General features: G+C 57.5%; 18 protein-coding genes. 11 read left to right on the top strand and 7 right to left on the bottom strand.

Features of this window, described 5'->3' with window-relative positions:
* The first annotated feature begins 4 nt into the window (after positions 1-4).
* The 4 genes from NITSA_RS07385 to NITSA_RS07370 all read left to right on the top strand — a co-directional run bounded on the left by NITSA_RS07385 (position 5) and on the right by NITSA_RS07370 (position 4,828).
* Positions 5-1,159 carry a BaiN/RdsA family NAD(P)/FAD-dependent oxidoreductase gene (locus tag NITSA_RS07385; RefSeq protein WP_013554395.1) on the top strand — a complete coding sequence of 385 codons (1,155 nt, stop codon included), beginning with the start codon at positions 5-7 and terminating at the stop codon, positions 1,157-1,159.
* 72 nt (positions 1,160-1,231) lie between these two features.
* On the top strand, positions 1,232-2,503 hold the full coding sequence (locus tag NITSA_RS07380) for a L,D-transpeptidase family protein (protein ID WP_013554394.1): 1,272 nt from the start codon (positions 1,232-1,234) through the stop codon (positions 2,501-2,503).
* 3 nt (positions 2,504-2,506) lie between these two features.
* The gene (locus NITSA_RS07375) at positions 2,507-3,250 is read left to right on the top strand and encodes an alpha/beta fold hydrolase (RefSeq protein ID WP_013554393.1); all 744 of its coding nucleotides are present in this window, start codon (positions 2,507-2,509) and stop codon (positions 3,248-3,250) included.
* 159 nt (positions 3,251-3,409) lie between these two features.
* Complete coding sequence (locus NITSA_RS07370; RefSeq protein ID WP_013554392.1) at positions 3,410-4,828, top strand: Mur ligase family protein; 1,419 nt, start codon at positions 3,410-3,412, stop codon at positions 4,826-4,828.
* Between the two features lie 45 nt (positions 4,829-4,873).
* Here NITSA_RS07370 and NITSA_RS07365 read toward each other — a convergent pair whose 3' ends face one another.
* Both NITSA_RS07365 and recO read right to left on the bottom strand, forming a co-directional pair.
* Positions 4,874-5,404, bottom strand: coding sequence for a hypothetical protein (locus NITSA_RS07365; RefSeq protein WP_013554391.1), 531 nt, complete (start codon positions 5,402-5,404; stop codon positions 4,874-4,876).
* Positions 5,405-5,470: 66 nt separating this feature from the next.
* Complete coding sequence (recO, locus tag NITSA_RS07360; protein ID WP_013554390.1) at positions 5,471-6,085, bottom strand: recombination protein RecO; 615 nt, start codon at positions 6,083-6,085, stop codon at positions 5,471-5,473.
* Between the two features lie 391 nt (positions 6,086-6,476).
* Between recO and gltB the strand changes: the two genes are divergently transcribed.
* The 7 genes from gltB to NITSA_RS11310 all read left to right on the top strand — a co-directional run bounded on the left by gltB (position 6,477) and on the right by NITSA_RS11310 (position 15,215).
* Positions 6,477-10,904: a glutamate synthase large subunit gene (gltB, locus tag NITSA_RS07355; protein WP_013554389.1), complete on the top strand. Its 4,428-nt coding sequence runs from the start codon at positions 6,477-6,479 to the stop codon at positions 10,902-10,904.
* Position 10,905: 1 nt separating this feature from the next.
* The gene (locus NITSA_RS07350) at positions 10,906-12,294 is read left to right on the top strand and encodes a glutamate synthase subunit beta (protein ID WP_013554388.1); all 1,389 of its coding nucleotides are present in this window, start codon (positions 10,906-10,908) and stop codon (positions 12,292-12,294) included.
* Between the two features lie 9 nt (positions 12,295-12,303).
* Positions 12,304-13,038, top strand: coding sequence for an inositol monophosphatase family protein (locus NITSA_RS07345; protein WP_013554387.1), 735 nt, complete (start codon positions 12,304-12,306; stop codon positions 13,036-13,038).
* 157 nt (positions 13,039-13,195) lie between these two features.
* A complete protein-coding gene (locus tag NITSA_RS07340; RefSeq protein ID WP_013554386.1) occupies positions 13,196-13,534 on the top strand; it encodes a hypothetical protein in 339 nt (112 codons plus the stop codon).
* Positions 13,535-13,828: 294 nt separating this feature from the next.
* Positions 13,829-14,707 carry a DUF808 domain-containing protein gene (locus NITSA_RS07335; RefSeq protein ID WP_013554385.1) on the top strand — a complete coding sequence of 293 codons (879 nt, stop codon included), beginning with the start codon at positions 13,829-13,831 and terminating at the stop codon, positions 14,705-14,707.
* 32 nt (positions 14,708-14,739) lie between these two features.
* Positions 14,740-14,934, top strand: a complete 195-nt coding sequence (locus NITSA_RS07330; RefSeq protein ID WP_013554384.1) for a hypothetical protein — start codon at positions 14,740-14,742, stop codon at positions 14,932-14,934.
* A gap of 128 nt (positions 14,935-15,062) precedes the next feature.
* Positions 15,063-15,215: a type II toxin-antitoxin system RelE/ParE family toxin gene (locus NITSA_RS11310; RefSeq protein ID WP_169308538.1), complete on the top strand. Its 153-nt coding sequence runs from the start codon at positions 15,063-15,065 to the stop codon at positions 15,213-15,215.
* Between the two features lie 4 nt (positions 15,216-15,219).
* Here the strand turns inward: NITSA_RS11310 and NITSA_RS07325 are convergent, their stop codons facing one another.
* The 5 genes from NITSA_RS07325 to rsmH form a co-directional block, all read right to left on the bottom strand.
* Complete coding sequence (locus tag NITSA_RS07325; RefSeq protein WP_013554383.1) at positions 15,220-16,284, bottom strand: quinone-dependent dihydroorotate dehydrogenase; 1,065 nt, start codon at positions 16,282-16,284, stop codon at positions 15,220-15,222.
* A 188-nt stretch (positions 16,285-16,472) separates the two neighbouring features.
* Complete coding sequence (locus NITSA_RS07320) at positions 16,473-16,763, bottom strand: MBL fold metallo-hydrolase (protein WP_013554382.1); 291 nt, start codon at positions 16,761-16,763, stop codon at positions 16,473-16,475.
* 295 nt (positions 16,764-17,058) lie between these two features.
* The gene (locus NITSA_RS07315; protein WP_013554381.1) at positions 17,059-20,175 is read right to left on the bottom strand and encodes an efflux RND transporter permease subunit; all 3,117 of its coding nucleotides are present in this window, start codon (positions 20,173-20,175) and stop codon (positions 17,059-17,061) included.
* Positions 20,172-20,462: a hypothetical protein gene (locus NITSA_RS07310; protein ID WP_013554380.1), complete on the bottom strand. Its 291-nt coding sequence runs from the start codon at positions 20,460-20,462 to the stop codon at positions 20,172-20,174. The genes NITSA_RS07315 and NITSA_RS07310 overlap by 4 nt, the downstream gene beginning before the upstream one ends.
* On the bottom strand, positions 20,459-21,418 hold the full coding sequence (gene rsmH / locus NITSA_RS07305; RefSeq protein WP_013554379.1) for a 16S rRNA (cytosine(1402)-N(4))-methyltransferase RsmH: 960 nt from the start codon (positions 21,416-21,418) through the stop codon (positions 20,459-20,461). The genes NITSA_RS07310 and rsmH overlap by 4 nt, the downstream gene beginning before the upstream one ends.
* Positions 21,419-21,448 lie beyond the last annotated feature (30 nt).

Below are 21,448 nucleotides of genomic sequence, written 5' to 3'. Positions count from 1 at the left end.
CCCTTTGAAAAGTACAAAAACCGTCGATCTGGCCATCCTGGGGGCGGGAGCCTCCGGGCTGATGCTGGCCTCCCTTCTCCAAAACAGGAAAAACGTCTGTCTCATTGACGGCAATCCCGCCCCCGGTGCCAAGATCGCCGTCAGCGGAGGGGGACGCTGCAACCTCTGCAACGCCCATCTCGATCCGAGTTATTACCGGGGGGATGCCAAAGTGCTCCGGTCGGTCTTTGGGCGTTATGATCAGCACTGGCTGCTGCGCTGGTTTCACGAGCGCGGGGTCGAGACCCGTCTGGAGAAGGGGTCGCAATATTTCGCCAAAGAGCGGAGCCGGGCGGTGCTCGATGCTCTGCAGCGGGCGGCGCGGGGGGTCGAGACCCTCTACGGTTTCCGCGTCAAAGAGATCCGGAAGGAAGCGGAGGGTTTTTCCCTGATCCCCGAACGGGGCAGGGCTCTGCGCTGCCGGCGCCTGGTGATCGCCAGCGGGGGGCTCAGCTTCCCCAAACTGGGTGCCAGCGGGATCGGGCTGGAGTTTGCCAAAGAGTCGGGCCATCCTGTCGAGCCTACCGCTCCAGCGCTGGTGGGATTTACCCTGCAACCGGCGCAGGCTTTTTTCAAATCGCTCAGCGGCGTGGCCGTGGAGGCGGAAGTGCGGGTCGCCCGTCGCTGCTGGCGGGATCGTCTCCTCTTCGCCCACCGGGGGATCAGCGGCCCGGCGGTGCTCAACGCTTCGCTCTGGTGGGAGCGGGGAGAGATCTCCATCGATTTCCTGCCGGGCTTCGATCTGAATGAGATCCGGAGTGAGCGGAAGAACCTCTCCACACTCCTGCCTCTGCCCAAACGGGCGGCTCTGGCTTTTCTGAAAGTCCTGCAGATCCGGGATCGGCCCTGCCGTCAACTCGGGCGAGCCGAATGGGAGCGCCTGGAGGGTTTGCACGATTATCGCTTTGCCCCGGCGGGGACCTTCGGCTACTCCAAGGCCGAGGTGACCCGGGGAGGGGTGGGCCTTTCCCGGATCGATCCGCTGACGATGGAGAGTCGCCTGGTTCCGGGGCTCTACTTCCTGGGTGAAGTGTTGGATGTCACCGGGGAGCTGGGAGGATACAACTTCCAGTGGGCTTTCAGCTCTGCCGCTGTCTGCGCCGAAGCGCTCAATGAATGAAGCTAAATCTGTTAAAATACAGCAGATTTTTCTCCGGAACCAATCAAATATTTTTTATTCTCAGGACAATCGATGAACTATAGATGGATCAGAGGCCTGTTGGCCGGTGGGATGTTGCTGTGGCTGGCAGGCTGTACGGGCGGCCCGCATTTCGGGGATGCCCAGGGGTGGAGTTCCGATCAGAAACGGGAATTTCTGCATATTCTAGGGACGGACCGCTACGCCTCCCTCTGCGGACTCGAACCGATCTATCAAAAGTATCTGCAGACCCGTGATTCCCGTCTCCTCTCCCGCTTGCTGGTCGGCTATACCAAAAACCTGGCCAACAGCTGCATCGATCTGCCCAGTTTCGAAGCGGCGCAGCGGGAACGTGAAGCCCGCAAGATCCACACCAAGTTCACCCCCTACCTCCAGTCGGTTTCCGCTTCGTCGCTGATGGCGCAGCTACGTGATGGGCGGCGCGTCGAGGATATTCTCAAACCCTACATACCGCCTACGCCCCAGTTCGACCGTCTCCTCTCGGTTTGGCACGGCGGCGGCCTGAGTGAGGCGCAGCGCCGCAAAGTCCGCTTGAGCCTGGAGCGCTCCAAACTGATGGACCCCGATCCTACCCATTGGCAAACCTACTTCCTCGTCAACATCCCGGAGTTTCGGGTCCGTTTCTTCGAGAACGGCCGGCTCGCCTTCGTCAGTGATGTTGTTGTCGGCAAAAAGAGTTGGCAGACACCGATCTTCAGCGCCGCGATGAAATATGTGGTCCTCAACCCCACCTGGAATGTGCCCGACAACATCGCCCGGGCCGAAGAAATCCCCCATCTGCTTCGGGACCCCAACTACTTCAAACACAAGCGTATGATCGTCCTGCGCAGTTACGATCTCGACACCACGCCGGTCAACCCCCGCAGTGTCCCCTGGCGCAAATACCTGCGCCCCGAGTGGAAGAAAAAGGATCTGCCCTACAAACTGATCCAGCTTCCGGCCAAAGGCAATGCCCTGGGGCGGGTCAAGTTCCTCTTCCCCAACGGCAATTCGGTCTATATGCACGATACGCCCGCCAAGAGCCTCTTCAAACGCAAGATCCGCGCTTACAGCCACGGCTGCATCCGTCTCGCCCGCCCCATCGAAATGCTGCGTTATCTGGCACAGCACGGCTATCTGAGCAAAGATTGGACTCAGGTCGAGGAGGAGCTCAAGAGTTGGAAACGCCACAATGTGAGCCTCAAAGAGCCGATCCCGGTACACGTGGGCTACTTTACCGCCTATGTCTCCCAGGGGGGCGGTGTGCAATTCTTTCCCGACATCTACGGCTACGACCAGATCATGCACCTCAAAAAGGCACAATGAGCAATGGCGCTTCGACAGATTCATTACGGCGGCCACAATTACGAGCTCGCCTATACGCTCCAAAATCCCTCCGCAGAGCCCACGATCCTTTTCCTCCACGGCTGGGGGAGCAACAAGGAGCTGATGCAACAGGCTTTCGGCAAGCATCTTCAAGGGTGGCGGCACCTCTACCTGGACCTTCCCGGTTTCGGCCAAAGCCCCAACGACCGCTTTTTGCGCACGAGTGACTATGCGGCCATCGTACGGACCTTTCTTCACGAGCTGGGCATCGAGCCGAGGGCCATCGCCGGCCACTCCTTCGGCGGCAAGGTCGCCACACTGCTGGATCCCGAGTGCCTGGTGCTTCTCTCCTCCGCCGGCATCCAAGTCCCCAAGCCCCTCTCGGTGCGGGTGAAGATCGCCCTCTTCAAGCTCCTCAAGCCTCTGGGGCTCAGTAAACTTCGCACCCTTTTTGTCAGCGAAGATGCCAAGGGGATGAACGAGGGGATGTATGAAACTTTCAAAGCCACCGTCAACGAGGATTTCGAGGCGGAGTTTGCCAAGGTCCACGCAAAAGCGCTGCTCTTTTGGGGCAGGGCGGACACCGCCACCCCCCTCTGGACCGGTGAGCGGATCGCCGAATCGATCCCGCAGGCGACGCTCTATCCTCTCGAAGGAGACCACTACTTCTTCCTCAAACCCGACAACGCAAAATTCGTCGCCGAGACGATTGAGAGAGAGTGCGGCAAGGAGCAGAATCTTGTATAGAAAACGTCATTGGTCATTAGCCATTGGTCATTGGGAGCGGAGATTGCCTTTGGCAATTATATTGATAGGAGCGTTGCGCAGCAGCGCAAACCATAATTCCTCATTCCTCATTCCTCATTCCTCATTCAATAACTCCTCACTCACCCAAAGGGTTCATTCATGCTGACCGTCATCAATCTCATCGCCTACTTCCTGATGCTGGGAATGTTGGGCTACTACATCATCACCACCCTCCAGTGGTACAGTTATCGGCTGGAGCGGGTCGTTTTCCACCATACCAAACCCTGGTGGAACTATCTCTATTTTCTCGTCCCCTTCATCACCTACGATTTCGTTATGGCGGTGACGCAGAAGCGCTACGGCTTTATCGTGGTGCTGCTCTATGCCCCTCTTTTCTATTACTGGTGGCGGGGGATCGACAAGCGGCTGGTCTTCACCGGGCGGGTCAAGCGCTTTTTCGCCGCTTTGGCGCTTTTCGGAGCCTTTTTTGTCTTCGCCCTGCATCTCTACAGCGTCTTCCTGCCCATACTGCTGGCTTGGCTGGTCTCGGCGGGGATCGAAAAGATGCTCTTCGGTGCTTTTCGCCGTCGGGCAATGAAACGTCTGAAGAGCCTACCCGATCTGAAGGTGGTGGGTGTCACCGCCAGCTACGGCAAGACCAGCATCAAAAACTTCATCGCCACGCTGCTGGCTCAGCGCTACCGCACCTATGCCACCCCCCGCTCGGTCAATACCCTGGGCGGGGTGATGAAGGATGTCAACGAGGAGCTGCCCGAAGAGGCCGAAGTCTATGTGGTGGAGATGGGGGCCAGAGGGGAGGGGGATATCGCCGAGATCACCCGCTTCGTGCAGCCCCATTACGCCGTGGTGGGCAAGATCGGCCCGGCCCATATCGAATATTTCAAAACCCTGGAGCGGATCCGAAATACCAAGATGGAGATCCTCCAATCTCCCCGGCTCATCGAAGCCTGGGTACACGAGAGCGCCCGGATCAAGCCAACGGAGATGATCCATATCTTCGGGCCGGAGATCGAGGAGGTGGAGGCGACCCTGGAGGGGACCTGCTTCACCCTGGAGGGGGAGCGCTACTGCGCCAAGATCCTTGGAGCCTTCAACGCGGTGAACCTGGCGGCGGCGATTCACGTGGCGCGGGCGCTGGGGCTCACTCCCGATGAGATCCGCGCCGGGCTCGAGAAGATCGAGCCGGTCCCCCATCGGCTCCAGCGGATCGATGCCGGGGGCAAGGTGATCCTGGACGACAGTTTCAACGGCAACATTGACGGAATGATGGCCTCCTTCGACCTGGCGGCGACCTGGCCGGGCCGCAAAGTGCTCATCACCCCGGGCCTGGTGGAGGCCGACGAGGCGCTCAACCGGCAGGTGGCCGAGCGCGCCGAAGAGATCTTCGACCGGATCATCGTCACCGGAGATTTGAACTATGCCATTTTCAAAGAGATCGTCTCACCGGAAAAGCTGCGTCATTTGGAACGTAAGTCGGAGATGGAGCAGATGCTGGTAGAGGAGACCCGGCCGGGAGATCTGATCCTCTTCGCCAACGATGCTCCGAGCTTCATCTAGGGCAGATTGGAGTTTATTTTTTTCGTTAGCGGGAGTGGGCGAAAATCAGAAAGCGCGTAACGCGCGGTCACTTTCTCTGCTGCCCAGAAGCAGCTTTCCCCCTTTGGCCTTTGCGACCGTTTTGAATTCCGCTTCGACCCCGGAGGCCATAAGTTGCAGGTCGTTATTATCCACCGTGACGACGGGCCGGTCGTCGGCTCCGTTGCCGGAGAAGCGGATAGCTCCCAGATCGATCTGGCTGCCGCGCAGATAGACGAGGGTACTGAGGTTCCCCCGATAATCGCTGAAGGTCACCGGCCGCATCCCGCGCCGGGGATCGGAGATCCAAAGCCGGCAGGCCAGATCCCGGGGGAGTGACAGCGAAAAGCGCGCCCGTCCCACACCGGGAACCTGGCTGGAAGTTTCGTAACTTCTTCCGTCATCACAGGTCAGGAGCAGGGAAACGGGATGGGGTGTGGACCCCTGCAGTGTCGTTCGGTCGGGGCCGCTCTCCTCTGTCTTTGCTGTTGAGCTCTCCTGGCAGCCGACCGCCGCCATCCCTACGATCATAATTCCCAATAATACCGATGCCCTCATCTGATGCTCCCCCTTTCGATAATCTCTATCGAAAGCATAGCGCTTGAGCGTTACTTGAAGATGTCTTCAGAGCCCTTTGAGGATGAGGCGGTAGAGGTAGTCGATCTCCCGATCATCGAGCCAGGTGGTTTTGCCCGTTTCGAAATAGTTTTGTAGCTGGGATCGCGGGATCGCCGGGCCGTAGATACATCCCGGATGGGTCGGCAGCAGAGCGGTCATCAGGGCCACCTCCTCACCCAGGGGTTTTTCGCAGATGTAGCAGTGGGTGGGAGGATGGAGCCGCCCTTCAAACCTGAGCAGCCGATGGGCCGCTTCGCAGATGACCCGCTTGGGGTTTTGCTTCTCCCAGCGGTGGGCGGCGTCGAGCAGGAGATTGAAATAGAAGGGATCCAGACGCTCGGTATCTCTCAGGTGAGGTTCGAAAAGCCGGACGAACTGCTGCCAGAGCATCAGGCGGTTTCGCCGAAAGAGCCAGGGGAATCCCAGATGGCTGACCTTTCTGAGTCGGGGCATATAGCGGCTCTCCTCTTCACTCTCGTAGTCAATGAGATACCCCAGCTGCAGGATCGAGTGGCGCGCTCCGTAGAAGCGGTAGTAGCTGCGCAGGGCGTGCTCTTCCAGCAGAGTGACGATGAGGTCCTCGTCCCGGGCGGGGCGGAGGGAGACGATGAATCCTTTCATTTCCAACTCTCCGCGGAAATGAAAGGGATGGAAGATGGAGGATGGAGGATGGAAGATTTGAACGAGGGTTTATCGTCAGTGGATGAATTATTAGTGGGTAGTGAAAAGTTATGAAATAGAGTGAATGGTGAATGGTGAATGGTGAATGGTTGTGGTTTGCGTTGCAGCGTAATGCAGACTGTTGAAGAAACTTGCGACTTGCGACTTGCGACTTGAGACTTATCGCATTGCGTCTCCCAATGCCCACTGCTCAATGCACGGTATCGAAAATATCGGTTGCTCAGTTGCTCGGTTGCTCGGTTGCTCATTGGTCTTTAATCCGCTTTTCGATAAAATCTAGGGCTTTGTAGGAAAAACAGGACCCTACTAAAATACTCTTTAAGGTTGGCTTATGAGAGATCTTTTTACCGCGTTCAAGGACAACTGCGGCTTCGGTCTGCTGGCGTCCATCGACAATATCCCCTCTCACAAAAATCTCGACGATGCCGTGACGGCTCTTTCACGGATGATGCACCGCGGCGCTATCGCCGCCGACGGTAAGACCGGCGACGGCAGCGGACTGCTGCTCTCGATCCCCCGCAAATTCTTCGCCAAAAAGGCCGAAGAGGAGGGGATCACCCTCCCCGAGACCTACGGTGTGGCGATGATCTTCCACAAAAACCCCTCGGATCTGGAAGTGGTCAAAGAAGTCTGCGAAGCCAACGACCTTCGGGTCTGCTTCCAGCGGGAAGTTCCAGTGGATACCAACGCCCTGGGTGAGCAGGCCCTCGAGACCCTGCCGACGATCACCCAGATCTTCGTCGCGCCCAACTCCCTCATCGGCACCCGCCGCTTCGACGCCCTGATCTACCTCTCCCGCAAGGAGATCGAAGCGCGCCTGAAAGAGGATCCCGATTTCTATATTCCCTCCTTCTCCTCCAGCGTGGTCTCGTATAAAGGGTTGGTGATGCCGACCCATATCAAAGAGTTCTACCGGGATTTACAGGATGAGGACTTTGAAATCGCCTACTGCCTCTTCCACCAGCGCTTCTCCACCAATACACTGCCCCAGTGGAAACTGGCTCAGCCCTTCCGCATGATCGCCCACAACGGGGAGATCAACTCGGTCACCGCCAACCGTTTCAACGCCGAGGCCAAGAGTGAACATCTGATCAGCGATGTCTTCACCCAGGAAGAGCTGGATCGCCTGTTGCCCATCATCCAGTCGGAGATGAGCGACTCGGCGAGCCTGGACAACTTCCTCGAGTTCCTGCGGGTCAACGGCGTGGACTTCTTCAAAGCGGCTCGTGCCGTCATCCCCGCCCCCTGGCAAAACGCTCCCCATATGGATGCCGACCTGCGGGCTTTCTATGAATATACCAGTACCTGCTTCGAGCCCTGGGACGGCCCGGCAGCGGTGAGTATGTGCGACGGCCGCTACATCGGCTGTGCCCTGGACCGTAACGGTCTGCGCCCCTCCAAATACATCATCACCAAAGACAACCGCCTCCTGATCGCCTCCGAATACGGCGTGTTGCAGATCCCCGACGAAGAGATCGTGGAGCGGGGGCGCCTGCAGTCGGGCGAAATGATGGGGGTCGACCTCAAATACGGCATCGTTCTCAAGAACGACGACATCAACGACTACCTCAAACACCGCCAACCCTACAGCCAGTGGCTCAACGCCAATATGGTCTATCTCCAGGAGTATATGAACGACCCCTTCTCCACGGTCGAGACGCCTCCGGCCCCGGTGATGGAGGCACGGCAGCGTTACTTCAACATCACCCTCGAAACCATCGAGCAGGTGATCGAGCCGATGGTCAAAGAGGGCAAGGAAGCCACCGCCTCGATGGGAGACGACACCCCGCTGGCGGCCTTCAGCGAGAAGCAGCGTAACTTCACCGACTTTTTCCGCCAGAAGTTCGCCCAGGTGACCAACCCGCCCATCGACCCGATCCGGGAGCGGGTGGTCATGAGCCTCAACACCGGCTTCGGCGAAGTGCGCAACATCCTCAACGAGGATGCCGAGCACGCCAAGCGTCTCAAGACGGTTTCGCCGATCCTCAGCTACGAGAAACTGATCATCCTCGAAGAGTTCGGTACCGCCACCGATCCCAAATACGATCCCAGCTACAAAGCCAAGCGCTACTACACCGGCTTCAAAAAGGATCTGCGTTCCAGCCTCAACGGCCTGGTGAATCAGATCGTCCGCGAAGTCGCGGAGCAGGGGGTCCGCACCATCATCCTCGATGACCATACCCTCAACGAAGAGACGATGCTGATGCCGATGCTGATGGTGGTCAGCCGGCTCAATCACGCCCTGCTGGATGCCAAGATCCGCCATCTGGTGAGCATCGTCTGTGTCACCGGCGAAGTCTATGATTCCCACGCCGCCGCGGCCCTGATCGCCTTTGGCGCTTCAGCGATCCATCCCTATATGCTCTTCCAGACCGTCGCCCAGATCGAGCGGCGCAAAGATCCCGAAGTGGATCTGGCCCCGGTCCTCAAAAAGGTCCGCAAATCGATCAACGCCGGTCTGCTCAAAATTATGTCCAAAATGGGGATTTCCACCATCTCGAGCTACCGCAACTCTATGCTCTTCGATATCATCGGCCTGGGCAAGGAGATTACCGACGAGTGTTTCCCTAGAGCCAACGTTTTGCTTGGCGGACTGGGCTATGCCGATATCGAGGAGCGGATTCGCCGCTATCACTCCGCGGCCTTCGACAAAGAGACGGGAAATCGGATCTTCCCCCTCAATGTGGGCGGCTTCTACAAATACATCGACGGCACCGAATACCACGATTTCGCTCCCGCTACGGTCCACGCCATCCACAAACTGGCCATCAGCGGCAAAAAAGAGGACTACGCCGTCCTCAAAAACCGCATTGAGAACCGGGATAAGAAGTTCATCCGTGACTTCTTTGAATTCAAGAGTGACCGCCAGCCGATCCTTGTCGATGAGGTCGAGCCCGTCGAAGCGATCTTCAAACGCTTCTGCACCGCGGCGATGAGTCTGGGATCCATCTCACCCGAAGCTCACGAGTGCCTGGCCGAGGCGATGAACCGCATCGGCGGACGGAGCAACTCGGGAGAGGGGGGTGAAGATGCCGCCCGCTTCGGTACGATCAAAAACTCCAAGATCAAGCAGGTCGCTTCCGGGCGCTTCGGTGTGACTCCGGCCTATCTGCGCAGTGCGGAAGAACTCCAGATCAAAGTGGCCCAGGGAGCCAAGCCCGGCGAGGGGGGGCAGCTCCCCGGTCACAAGGTCAATGCCCTGGTGGCCCGGCTGCGCCATACCACCCCGGGCGTGACACTGATCTCTCCTCCGCCCCATCACGATATCTACTCCATCGAGGATCTGGCGCAGCTCATCTTCGACCTCAAGCAGATCAATCCCGACGCCAGGATCGCGGTCAAGCTGGTCTCCACCGCCGGAGTCGGGACCATTGCCGCCGGAGTCGCCAAGGCCTATGCCGACAAGATCATCATCTCCGGAGCCGACGGCGGAACGGGAGCGGCGCCCATCGGCTCCATCAAATTCGCCGGTAACCCCTGGGAACTGGGGCTCGTGGAAGCCCACAACGCCCTCAAGGCCAACAATCTCCGCGGATTCGTGGAACTGGAGACCGACGGAGGGCTCAAGACCGGAATGGACGTCATCAAAGCGGCGATCTTCGGGGCCGAGAGCTACGCCTTCGGTACCGGCGCCCTGACGGTCATCGGCTGTAAAATCCTGCGGATCTGCCACCTCAACCGCTGTACCGTGGGGATCGCCACCCAAGAGAAAAAACTCCGGGAGCACTACGAAGGAAGCGTCGAGCGGGTCATCAACTACTTCACCCTCCTGGCGGAGGATGTGCGGGAGATCCTGGCCTCTCTGGGTTACAAGAGCCTGGGTGAGATTATCGGCCGCACCGACCTGCTGAAGGTGATCGACGACGAGTTGGCCAAGAAGTTCGACCTGGAGAGCCTGCTGGTGCGCCTGGACGGTCCCGATACCTGCCAGGTGCCCAGCAACGAGCCTTTCGACAAGAACGAGTACGAAAAACAGATCCTCAAAGAGGTGATGCCCGCGATCAAAAACCCCTCCGAAGGGATCGTCCTCGAAAAAGAGATCAGCAACCTCAACCGGAGCTTCGGAACCCTGATCTCCGGAGAGATCGCCAAATATTACGGCGACAAAGGCCTGCCCGACAAGACCATCGAGCTGCGGCTCAAGGGGACAACCGGACAATCCCTGGGTGCCTTCCTGAGCAACGGAGTGGCACTCTATGTCCACGGTGCCGGCAACGACTATGTGGGCAAGGGAATGCACGGCGGACGCATCGTCATCACCGGTGACAAGAGCGGCGAAGAGTTCAGCCTGGCGGGGAACACCTGCCTCTACGGCGCCACCGGCGGTAAACTCTACGTAGCCGGCCAGGTGGGCGAGCGTTTCGGGGTGCGCAACTCCGGCGCCATCGCCATCGTGGAAGGAACGGGAGACCATCCCTGCGAATACATGACCGGCGGGGTCGTGGTGATCCTGGGACGCACCGGGGTCAACTTCGGTGCGGGAATGACCGGCGGAGCGGCTTTCGTCTACGATGTGGAGCACGAGTTCATCGAAAACATCAACCAGGAGCTGGTCGAAGCACGCCGCATCGACACCGAGGATACCGACATCGAGCGCTACTACCTCAAGAAGCTGCTCAAAGATTACTACAACGAGACCCGAAGCCCCAAGGCCAAAGAGATCCTGGACAACTTCCGGGTGGAGATCCGCAACTTCTGGCTGGTGCGCCCCAAGGATATGAAGGCGCCCTTTAAGATGATCGTCGAGGAGGGAGAATAAGATGCTGAGATTTTTTGAACTGGAGCGCATCGACGCCGTCAAGCGCAATGTAGTCGAGCGGATCAAGGATTTCGACGAGATTTACGAAATTTTCAAACCCGAAAAGGCCGCCGAGCAGGCCGACCGCTGCATCAACTGCGGCGATCCCTACTGCCACAATGGCTGCCCCCTGCACAACTTCATCCCCCACTGGCTCAAGCGCACGGCGGAGCAGGACCTGGAGTTCGCCTTCAACCTCTCGAATGAATCCTCTCCCTTCCCCGAAGTGATGGGGCGCATCTGCCCCCACGACCGCCTCTGCGAAGGCTCCTGTACCCTCAACGACGGTTACGGCGCCATCACCATCGGTTCCATCGAAACTTTCATCAGCGAAGAGGGTTTCAAACGGGGCATGCGCCCGAAATTCAGCGAAGAGAAGTGTGGCAAGAAGGTCGCCATCGTCGGCGCCGGCCCCGCCGGACTCTCCGCCGCGACTTTCCTGCTGCGCGAAGGGGTCGATGTGGAGCTCTTCGACAGGCAGAATCGCCCCGGTGGACTGCTTACCTACGGGATTCCCGGTTTCAAACTGGATAAAAAAGTGGTCGAGCGTCGGGTCAAACTGCTGGAAAAGGCGGGAGCTGTCTTCCATCAGAACACCGAAGTGGGCAAAGATGTGAGCTTCGAGAACTTGGTCGAAAACTTCGATGCCGTCTTCATCGGCGTCGGGGCCACCAAAGGGCGCCGTCCCGGGATCAACGGCGAAGACGCCAAAGGGTGCTACCTGGCGATGGAGTTCCTGGTCGATATTCAGAAGAAACTCTTCGGCGAGCCGAGAGATAAAAATATCGAAGTCAAAGGCAAAAAAGTGGTCGTCATCGGCGGCGGTGACACGGCGATGGACTGCGTGCGCACCAGTCTGCGGGAGCAGGCGGCGAGCGTGAAGTGCCTCTACCGCCGGGATGCCCACAATATGCCCGGCTCCCGCAAAGAGTACATCAACGCCAAAGAGGAGGGGGTCGAGTTTGAATTCTACTGCGCTCCCAAAGAGATCCTCAAAGACGAGAACGGTGCCGTCGTCGGGGTAGAGATGATCAAGACCCGCCTGGGTGAACCCGACGAGAAGGGCCGCCAGCGGGTCGAAGAGATCCCCGGCAGCGAATTCACCGAGCCCGCCGATGTGGTGATCTTCGCCCTGGGCTTCGATCCCGTGCCCTATCCCTTCCTGGCGGAGAACGGAATCGAGACCGACCGATGGGGCGGGATCCTCGTCGATGAGAATTACGAGACCACCAAGCCCGGCGTCCATGCCGGAGGCGACTGCCAGCGCGGAGCCGACCTGGTCGTCACCGCAGTGCGTGACGGCCGGGAAGCGGCCAAGGCGATTGTCCGCAAGATCCGTGCCGCTCACTGACGCTCGGCGATGAATCCCTTTTACACCGCCGCGCAGCAGGCCGCCCGGAAAGCCTGGGACTTCCTGCGCACACCTCCCCCTCCCGAACTTTTCGAAAAAAACACTCTGATCGGTGCCGGCGGGGACCGCAGCAGCGGCCTCGACCTGGCGCTGGAGCGGATCTTCGTCGATGCCCTGGGCTCTTTCGGGCGGATCGATTCGGAGGAGTCGGGGAGCATCGGAGAAGGGGAGGCGACGATCATCCTCGATCCCCTGGACGGCAGCTCCAACGCCCTGAGCCGTTTCCCCTACTACGGCGTCTCCATCGCCCGGCTCGACGGTCAGGGGATTTTGCGGGAAGCCTTCGTGGCCAACCTGGCCAACGGAGACCTCTATCGTCTGGATGAAGAGGGCGAAGCCCTCAAAGGCTCTCTCTTTGAGAGCGAATGGAAACGCCCCATTCCGTCCCCCCATCCCGAGATCGGCCTTTTCGAAAAGGCTTACGCCCAGCCCGAGATCGTGGCGGCCCTGGACCGGGCGGGGCTCAAGTTCCGTGCCCCCGGTGCGGTGGCCCTCTCCCTGGCTTACGCCCGGAATACCAACTATTTCCTCTTTGTCGGCCCTTTCCGCATTTACGATTTCGCCGCGGGCCTGGCGCTCTGCAAAGGGATGGAGATCGCCGTCGAAGAGGAGTATGTCCTGGTCTCCAAAGACCGGGAGGTCTTCGACAAGATCCGTGATATCCTGAAAGAGTGTGGCCTTTAAACCCTCAGGTCATCTTCCCCCATTTCACTCTCCGGTTCTTGGCAAATCAGGATCCTTCCCGGAGATTTCCCCACCCATTCTTTTATAAGTTTTACAGAACCGGACCAGTCGGTCAAAAATTGACTATAATTGAGAGAACAGAGGTGAGGAGTCCACGATGAAGAGACATTACAAGAGATTTTTTGCAACTTTGCTGTTGGGGGTCGCTCTTTTCGGGCTTTCCGGCTGTGTGGGCCGGCCCCGTCCCGTTCTTCACGATGTGGGAGGGTGTTTTTTCATCGTAGGTGATCCCGACTGTGTGCAGTTCAAGCGGACCAAAAATCCCCGCTATGTTCTCTGTATGGATGCCCAGGGACACGTGAAGGGAAAACGCCGGGCTATGACCAATCAGGAGTTGCTGATGTATACCCACTATCAACAGATGCGGCAACTTCGCAGCATCGAAGCGGAGTTGATGTTTCAGCGGATGACCTACTGGGATCCCTGGTATTGGTAAAAAACTTTTTAAGACAGCGGATATTATTTCCGAATCCAAACTGCGCATTTACTCGATAGCTCTGGCAGTCGCAAAGAGGAGGAGCATATAGCCGACTCAAACTGCTTTGAGTCGGCAGCTCCGCACGACGCTCCGTTTTTGCCTAAGGCAAAGGAGACGGCTAAAGGCGCCCCTTCGGGGTTGGGTGCTCCTTTGTCGCCATCGAGTAAACGCTCCGTAAAACATCAGGTTGATACCTGACGGAGTAATAGTGAACCTATTCGATCTTCGATCTTCCCGTTTGAAAGGGGTGTGATGGCCAGTGGATTTTTCGCACTATTTGACGATATCGCTTCGTTGATGGACGATGTGGCAGTGATGGGCAAAATTTCCGCCAAGCATACGGCGGGGGTCCTGGGGGATGACCTGGCGGTCAATGCCGACAAGGCCGCCGGTTTTCCTCCCTCCCGTGAGCTGCCGGTGCTCTGGGCCATCACCAAGGGCTCCTTTCTCAACAAGCTGATCCTTTTGCCCCTGGCCTTTCTCCTCAGCGCTTTCGCGCCCGGGGTCATTGTGCCGATCCTGATGCTGGGCGGCCTCTATCTGGCTTTCGAGGGAGCGGAAAAGATCATCGAATGGCTTTTTTACCGAGAGGAAAAGCACGAAGAGGAGGAGGAAGAAAACGCAGATCCCTTGGAGGCCGAGCGCAAAAAGATCCGCTCCGCCATCGTCACCGATTTTATCCTCTCCATCGAGATCGTCATCATCGCCCTGGGGACTGTCAGTGACCAGCCTCTGAGCGTACAGATCCCCGTGGTGACCCTGGTGGCCTTCGCCGCCACAATCGGGGTCTACGGCCTGGTGGCGCTGATCGTGCGCCTGGACGATATCGGCGCCTACCTGATCCGAATGAGTGGAGACAAGGGATTCGGGGCAGCATTGGGGCGATTGTTGGTCGCCGCGCTCCCCAAAATCATCAAAGCCCTCTCCATCATCGGAACGCTGGCGATGCTCCTGGTCGCCGGCGGGATTTTCTTGCATCATATCCCCCGGCTTCACGAGCTCTTTCACACCTGGCCCTCTTTGGTAGCGGAACTGCTCATCGGGCTGGCGTTGGGGTTGGTCGTGACGGCACTGCTCTGGCCTATCCAAAAGCTCATCGGCTTTGTTGACAAATCCAACGCAACACGTTAATTTTGTCAAAATCTTGTATAACAGGAAGAGGGATGAAGGCCAAGAATAATTTTAAATCTTTGATCGACAGTGTGTGTGATGAGGCTGAAGAGATCATCGCTACCAAAAACGAGAATAGTGCCGCATTGATTTCCAAGGTTGCCAAGTCGATTGAAGAAGCGAATCGCGGAGATGTCATCGATATCGATACAGCATTTGAAAAGGCGAAAAACATCTATCGTGACTAGGATCGTTTTTACCCGGGAAGCGACGAGAGAGGTTCCCGGAATAAACTCAATATCTTTACATCCAAAGTCTTGAGATTCAAAAAGCCGACGCCTATTTGGAAAGGATGTAATCCTTTATCAAAGAGACGTTGGGAAGCTTTCCCAAAGCAGGACGCCCGGCAGAAGAGTTTGGTAGCGGAGTGAGAAAACTGGTCTATCAGCGCTATTCGATCCTCTATCGCCTGGAATCCAAACAAATCACTATACTTGCAATTTATCGGGAGAATCAGCCCAGGATATAATCACTCAGCGCCACTCTGCCCCCACCGCTTCGCTGATATTGCTGAAACCGTCGGCTTTGAGCAGGCGGATGAGCCCCCGGTTGATGTCGCGGATGAGTTTAGGGCCTTCGTAGATGAGCAGGCTATAAACCTGCACCAGGCTCGCGCCCATGCGGATGCGGCGGTAGGCCTCTTCGGCGCTGTCGATCCCGCCTACGGAGATGAGCAGGGTTTTGTCGTGGAATTCTTTGCCGATGGCGGCGAAGAGCTCTCTCGATTTTTCGGTCAGCAGCGTGCCGCTGATGCCGCCGAACTTTTGGGCGTTGGGGGTGAGGGAGTAGTCGACGGTGGTGTTGGTGGCGATGATGCCCGCCGCACCCGCTTCGACGGCGACGCGGCAGAGCTCCAGGGCCTGTTCGGCACTCATATCGGGAGCGATCTTGAGCAGGATCGGCTTGTCGGTCAATCCCGTGCCGATGCGGAAGACTTCGCGGATGAAGGCTTCGTTTTGCAGGTCCCGCAATCCCGGAGTGTTGGGGGAGGAGATGTTGATGACGATGTAGTCGCTGTAATCCCGGAAGGTTTTGAAGAGGGTTTCATAATCGTTCAGAGTTTCCCGCTCCGGGGTCGTTTTGTTTTTGCCGATGTTGATGCCGACGGGATAGTCGAAAAAGCGGAGCCTCTTGAGGCGCTTGACCATATGGTAAGCCCCCTTATTATTGAAGCCCATAGCGTTTTGCACGGAGCGCTCTTCGACCAGGCGGAAGAGGCGGGGCCTGGGGTTGCCTGGCTGGGGACGGGGGGTCACGGTACCGATCTCGGTAAAGCCGAAGCCCAGGGCCGGCGTGCCTTTGACGTAATCCCCGTTCTTGTCGAATCCCGCCGCCAAGCCTACCGGATTGCGAAAGGTCCGGCCAAAAAGCCGCTGGTGCAGCACGGGATCGTCGACGAAGTAACGATCGATCATACAGTTCCACGCCGGCGGGCAGAGGGGGAGGGCGCGAAGCCCCAGGCCCGCGATGCTGTGGGCGGTTTCGGGATCGAGTTTGAAGAGCAGGGATTTGACGGTTTCATAAGAAAAGAGGGACATAGTAAGAGCTCCTGAATTAGAGGAAAGTTGCGGCAATTATAGCAAGATTGCCACGCTCAAGATTTGCGGTTATGAGGATGATCGTTCTGAGGGGTGGCGACGTTAGTCACCGAGACCAGGCAGTAACTTTAGGGGCTTTTCATTTAATGCGGCTGAAGCCGCATCCCCATTATTCTGTATCGGTTCGCTTAGTTGTAGACATCGCTCATATCGAAATCATCCTCAGGCGGGATCGTCGGCACACTCTCTATTTCCTTGGGCGAAATCTTTTTGTCGCTGAGGTTGTAATCTTTGCCCTCGTAAAAGGCTTTTTCCTTGGCATACTTCTTCTCCCGCTCCTGCTGCTCTTTGATATGCTTGAGGGTGAGGTTTTGCTCAGAGAGAGAAGCGTTGTGCTCCTGGGAAGGGCGAGTTTGATTGCTCTCCCCGGCAATGAGGAACGAGGCGGCGATCAGGATAAAGAGTGGAAACTTTTTCATACTGAACCTTTTATACGATTTTCTGATAAAAATCATAACGTATTTTTTCCTTTTTGCACTCCACTCAAGGGAAACCGGAAAATAATATACTCTCTCCAGACGGAGGTTTCACTCAATAGCTCTGGCAGTCGCAAACACCTACGGTGCCCCTTCGGGGTTGGGTGCTCCTTTGTCGCCATTGAATGAAACCTCCGTAAAATATATCAGATTAATAATTATCGGAGTAATTTAATTTTTATATGTGTATAACTCATTTTCTGGTTACTCGGTTACTCAGTATCCCGTTACTAACCATTCACTCTTTCACCCGATAGACCACCGCATACATCAAGGGCACATAGATGAGATTGAGTACGGTGGCCCAGGCGATGCCGTAGCCGAGGCTGACTGCCATAGGCTGGATGATGAGTGCCTGGCCGCTGGCGAAGAAGATCAGAGTGATGAGCCCCAGGACGGTTGTCAGAGAGGTCAGGAAGATCGGCCGCAGACGCATACCGGCCTTGACGACCATCTCGTCGTAGTCACGGGATCCCCGGATGAAGTCGAGCATAATCAAAGCGTCGTTGACCACCACTCCGGCCAAGCCCACCATCCCCATCACGCCGGGCATTGTGAGATTGATTCCCATCAGCCAGCTCCCGATCAGGGCCCCCAGGATAGAAAGGGGGATGACGGAGATGGTGATCAGGGGCAGGACGAGGGAGTTGAACATCCAGACCAGGGCGATGAAGATGAGGAAGATGGCAATGATAGCTGCTTCGCCCATCTCCCGTTTGACCTGGCGGTTCTCTTTCTCTTCTCCTTTGACGATCACTTTGATCCCCTCTTTTCTGAGCTTTTGAAGTATGGGAGTGATCCGCTCCATCACCTCACTGGGGAGGATGCGCTTTTTGTCGGTGAGGGCGGTGACGGTCCAGACCCGCTCGCCGTTCTCTTTGTAAATCTTGAGCATACTGCGTTTGTAAACGAAGTCGGTGATCTCTTTCAGCAGGACGCTGTGTTGTCCGTCCGGGGTATTCAGGCGCAGGTGGGCGATGTCGAAGTTGCGGTCTTTCCCTTTGGCTTCCAGCCGGATCCGCACCAGGCCCTTTTTGTCAAACATCTTGTCCATCTCCGCTTCGAGGAAGAGCCCGCGAAGGGCTTCGACCAGATTGCCTTCGTTGAAGCCAAGCTTCTGTCCATAGTCGTTGACACGGAGCTTGAGTTCCTGGGGCCCCTCTTTGGCATTGTCGGCGATGTCGAGGACGCCGGGGATCGAGGCGAGCTTCTTTTCGAGCTTGCGCAGGGCGGCGATGGCTTTTTTGTCCTTGTCGGCGGAGAGGCCGATCTCGATATCGTGGCCGACGATCCCCGCCTGGGGGACGAAGGCGGTCAACTCTTCAAAGACCGGTGTCGTGCTTCCTACTTTGAGGTTTTTGAAAGGTTTGAGGACCTGCTGGGCCTTTTTGAGGATCTCCTGGGCGCTGTGGGTCCGTTTCATATCGCTGTCGTCATACTCCAGTGACAACCAGGGGTTGATGTATTTGTCGAAGAAGTTCTGGGGTTTGCGCTCGTGGAGGTTGAGGAAGATATGAAAGAGGTTCTCTCCACTCTCGAAACTCTGATCGGGATTGAATCTAATCCCTACGATGGAGGTGATGGAGGAGACGTCTCCGCTCTCTTTGAAGGCTTTGAGCAGGGCCTTTTCGATCCGCCCCATTGTTTTTTCTGTCTCTTCGAGCTTGCTGTTGACATCGACCTTGCCGCTGATGTAGATCTGGCTGGCGTCGAAGGCGGGGAAGAGTTGGAATTTGCTGATCCTGAGCATCCCCCAAGTTCCCAGGAGTATGGCGCTGACCATCACCAGGAGTGAAAGCTTTTTGTGCCGCAGCAGCCGTAGAAGGAGCCGGCGGTATAGCAGGGCGGCCCTGTCCCAGAAGGGGCTCGGTTCGTGGTGGTCGATCCGGTGGCCGAAGCTGAAGAGCTCTTTGGCGTGCAGGGGAAGGAAGTAAAAGGCTTCAAAGAGGGAGCTAAGCAGCAAAATGGTGATCATCACCGGCAGGACTTTCATAAAGACCCCCAACTGGCCGCTCATGATCAGCAGGGGCAGGAAGGCGAAGACGGTGGTCATCGTGGCGGTGACGACGGCGGGGAACATCTCCACCGCTCCATCCAGGGCCGCCTGTTTTGGGGTTTTGCCCATCTCCAGGTGGCGGTAGATGTTCTCCGCCACGACGATCGCTTCGTCCACGAGCATCCCCAGGGCGATGAGGGCTCCCAGCATCGTCAGCATATTCATACTGTAGCCCAGCATCTCCGCGCCGATGAGGGCGATGAAGAAGCTAGTAGGGATCCCCAAGGCTACCACGGCGGCGATCTTCCAATTGACACTGAGAAAGAGGGCCAAAAAGACCAGGATCAGCCCGAAGAAGATATTGGAGCTGACCAGGTTGATGCGGTTCTTGATCCAGATGGAGGTATCGGTATAGACCTGGAAGATGAGGTCGGGATAGCGTTTGGCGAAGGTGCGTAGGTCTTTGCGGATCTGGCGGCTCAGGGCGATAGCGTTGCCCTCTTTGGTCTTGGTGAGGTTGAGGGAGATGTTGGCTTTGCCATTGAAGTGGGAAATTTCGCCGGGGGTACTGAGCCCGAAGCGGACCCGGGCCACATCCCCCAGGCGGATACGCTTCTCCCCCACGCCCAGGATCGTATCGGCGAGTTTCTTGGCCTCTTTTTCCCCGTTGATGGTCGAGAGGTAGAATTCGTTGCCCCGGCGTTTGAAGGTCCCGGCGGGGTAGATGGAGGCGAGCCCCTGGATCGCCTGGTAGAAAAGGCTTTTGGGGATGCCGTAGACTTCGAGGCGTTTTTCGTCGAGAATGATCTTGACCTCGTGGTCCGCATCGCCGCGGATGTCGATATTGTTGAGGGCTTTGTAGCGGGAGAGATAGCTTTTGAGGGCTTTGGCTGCTTCCAGGAGGCGTGCCTGATCGGTATCGCCGGAGATGGCAATCAGCAGCAGCGGGAAGCGGTGAATCACCACATGGGCGATCGGTTCATCCATATCGGGGGGCAGGTCCCGCTTCACGGTGGTGATGACATCCTTCACATCGCCGAGGACCAGCTGTTTGTCGGCTCCCGGTTTGATGTCGGCGGTGATGGAAAAGGTGCCGTTTTGAATCACCGTGTCGATGTCCCCGAGGTTCTCGACGCTTTTGAGGTCGTCTTCGATGGGCTGGACCGCCATCTTATCCAGCAGGTCGGCGCTGGTTCCGGGGTAGCCGCCTCGGATGGAGATCTTCTCCAGGTCGGCGGGCGGAAAGATCTCCTTGGGGATCTTCTGGTAGGCAAAAAGCGCCAGAACCATCACCAGCAGAAAGAGGATATGGTTGAGTACCGGCCGATCGAGGGCGAAGGCGATGAGACGACGGATCACTGCCGGGCCTCCCCCTTGGGAGCTTCCGGCGCATCGTCATCGAGGCTGAAGAGGGTGTCGGCGATGTTGATCTTGTATTTGAGTTTTTGGACGTGGAGTTTGAGCAGACTGTTCTCCTCTTTGAGTGCGGCCACTTCGGTGCTGAGATTGTTGATGGTGCGGCTCTCGCTGTAGATCCGGTTACTCAGATAGACTTTGACCAATGCCAACATCACGACAATCGTCATAGCGATGAGGGCGATGGCCAGGGTGCCCCCGGTGATCCCCCGGGGCGGTCGTCTTTTCATCGATCGGCTCCCTCGTAAAAGCGGAAACTTCGGAGTTTGGCGCTCCGGCTGCGGGGATTGGAGCGCAGCTCTTCCTTCGAAGCGCTCCGCGGTTTGCGGCTGAGCATCTCTCCCAGGGCGTGGTTGCCCCCGCAGGTGCAGCGGATCGCCTCGGGAGGGCAGATGCATTTTTGGCTCCAGGCACGGAAGCGGTTTTTGACCAGGCGGTCCTCCAGGGAGTGGAAAGTGATCAGCGAAACGATCGCTCCGGCAGGCCGTTTCGCCTCCAGGGTATCGAGGAGGCGCTCGATCTCTCCCAATTCGTCGTTGACTTCGATGCGTATCGCCTGGAACATCTGGGTGGCCGGGTGGGTCTTGCCTTTGCCCCGTAGGACGGTCTTAGCCAATTCCGCCAGCTCCTGAGCCGAGGAGATGGGCGCATTGGCTCTCGCTTTGACGATTGCTGCCGCCAACGCTCCGGCGGGGCGGATCTCCCCGTATTCCCGGAAGAGATACTCTAGCCGCTCGAGGGGATAACCGTTGACCACATCGTAGGCGCGAAGCGGCGCTTCGGGGTTCATCCGCATATCCAGGTTTTCACTGGCGAAGGAGAAGCCCCGCTCTTTCTTGTCCAACTGTAGGGAACTCACTCCGAAATCGGCCAGGATTCCGACGACAGGCTCCTGATCGATCAGAGAAGGAAGCCGTTCCGAGAAAGAACCGTGCTCCAGACGGACCCGATCCCGATAGGGGGCGAGCCTTTGGGCGGAGAACTCCAGGGCTTCGGGATCCCGGTCGATCCCGATCAGCTTCAATTTGGGGTGGGCTTCCAGGAGGGCGGAGCTGTGTCCGGCATATCCGAGGGTGCAATCGATCAGGACTCCCTCATCAAGCGAAGAGAAGCTCTCCATTACTTCGGGAAGGAGTACGGGAATGTGGGGAGTCTGAAGACTCGTTTTGCTGCTGTGTGTGCTCATCGTCTCTTTCGTGGCTGAAAAGTGTCGATA

The sequence above is a fragment of the Nitratifractor salsuginis DSM 16511 genome (assembly GCF_000186245.1).
Lineage (GTDB): Bacteria > Campylobacterota > Campylobacteria > Campylobacterales > Sulfurovaceae > Nitratifractor > Nitratifractor salsuginis.
This window is presented reverse-complemented; position numbering and strand designations above follow the sequence as displayed.

Coding starts and splice junctions, on each gene's coding strand:
- NITSA_RS07380 (WP_013554394.1), top strand. CDS start 1,232: ATGAACTATAGATGGATCAGAGGCCTGTTGGCCGGTGGGATGTTGCTG.
- NITSA_RS07370 (WP_013554392.1), top strand. CDS start 3,410: ATGCTGACCGTCATCAATCTCATCGCCTACTTCCTGATGCTGGGAATG.
- NITSA_RS07350 (WP_013554388.1), top strand. CDS start 10,906: ATGCTGAGATTTTTTGAACTGGAGCGCATCGACGCCGTCAAGCGCAAT.
- NITSA_RS07340 (WP_013554386.1), top strand. CDS start 13,196: ATGAAGAGACATTACAAGAGATTTTTTGCAACTTTGCTGTTGGGGGTC.
- NITSA_RS07375 (WP_013554393.1), top strand. CDS start 2,507: ATGGCGCTTCGACAGATTCATTACGGCGGCCACAATTACGAGCTCGCC.
- NITSA_RS07365 (WP_013554391.1), bottom strand. CDS start 5,404: ATGAGGGCATCGGTATTATTGGGAATTATGATCGTAGGGATGGCGGCG.
- gltB (WP_013554389.1), top strand. CDS start 6,477: ATGAGAGATCTTTTTACCGCGTTCAAGGACAACTGCGGCTTCGGTCTG.
- NITSA_RS07345 (WP_013554387.1), top strand. CDS start 12,304: ATGAATCCCTTTTACACCGCCGCGCAGCAGGCCGCCCGGAAAGCCTGG.
- NITSA_RS07330 (WP_013554384.1), top strand. CDS start 14,740: ATGAAGGCCAAGAATAATTTTAAATCTTTGATCGACAGTGTGTGTGAT.
- NITSA_RS07320 (WP_013554382.1), bottom strand. CDS start 16,763: ATGAAAAAGTTTCCACTCTTTATCCTGATCGCCGCCTCGTTCCTCATT.
- NITSA_RS07310 (WP_013554380.1), bottom strand. CDS start 20,462: ATGAAAAGACGACCGCCCCGGGGGATCACCGGGGGCACCCTGGCCATC.
- rsmH (WP_013554379.1), bottom strand. CDS start 21,418: ATGAGCACACACAGCAGCAAAACGAGTCTTCAGACTCCCCACATTCCC.
- NITSA_RS07335 (WP_013554385.1), top strand. CDS start 13,829: ATGGCCAGTGGATTTTTCGCACTATTTGACGATATCGCTTCGTTGATG.
- recO (WP_013554390.1), bottom strand. CDS start 6,085: ATGAAAGGATTCATCGTCTCCCTCCGCCCCGCCCGGGACGAGGACCTC.
- NITSA_RS07325 (WP_013554383.1), bottom strand. CDS start 16,284: ATGTCCCTCTTTTCTTATGAAACCGTCAAATCCCTGCTCTTCAAACTC.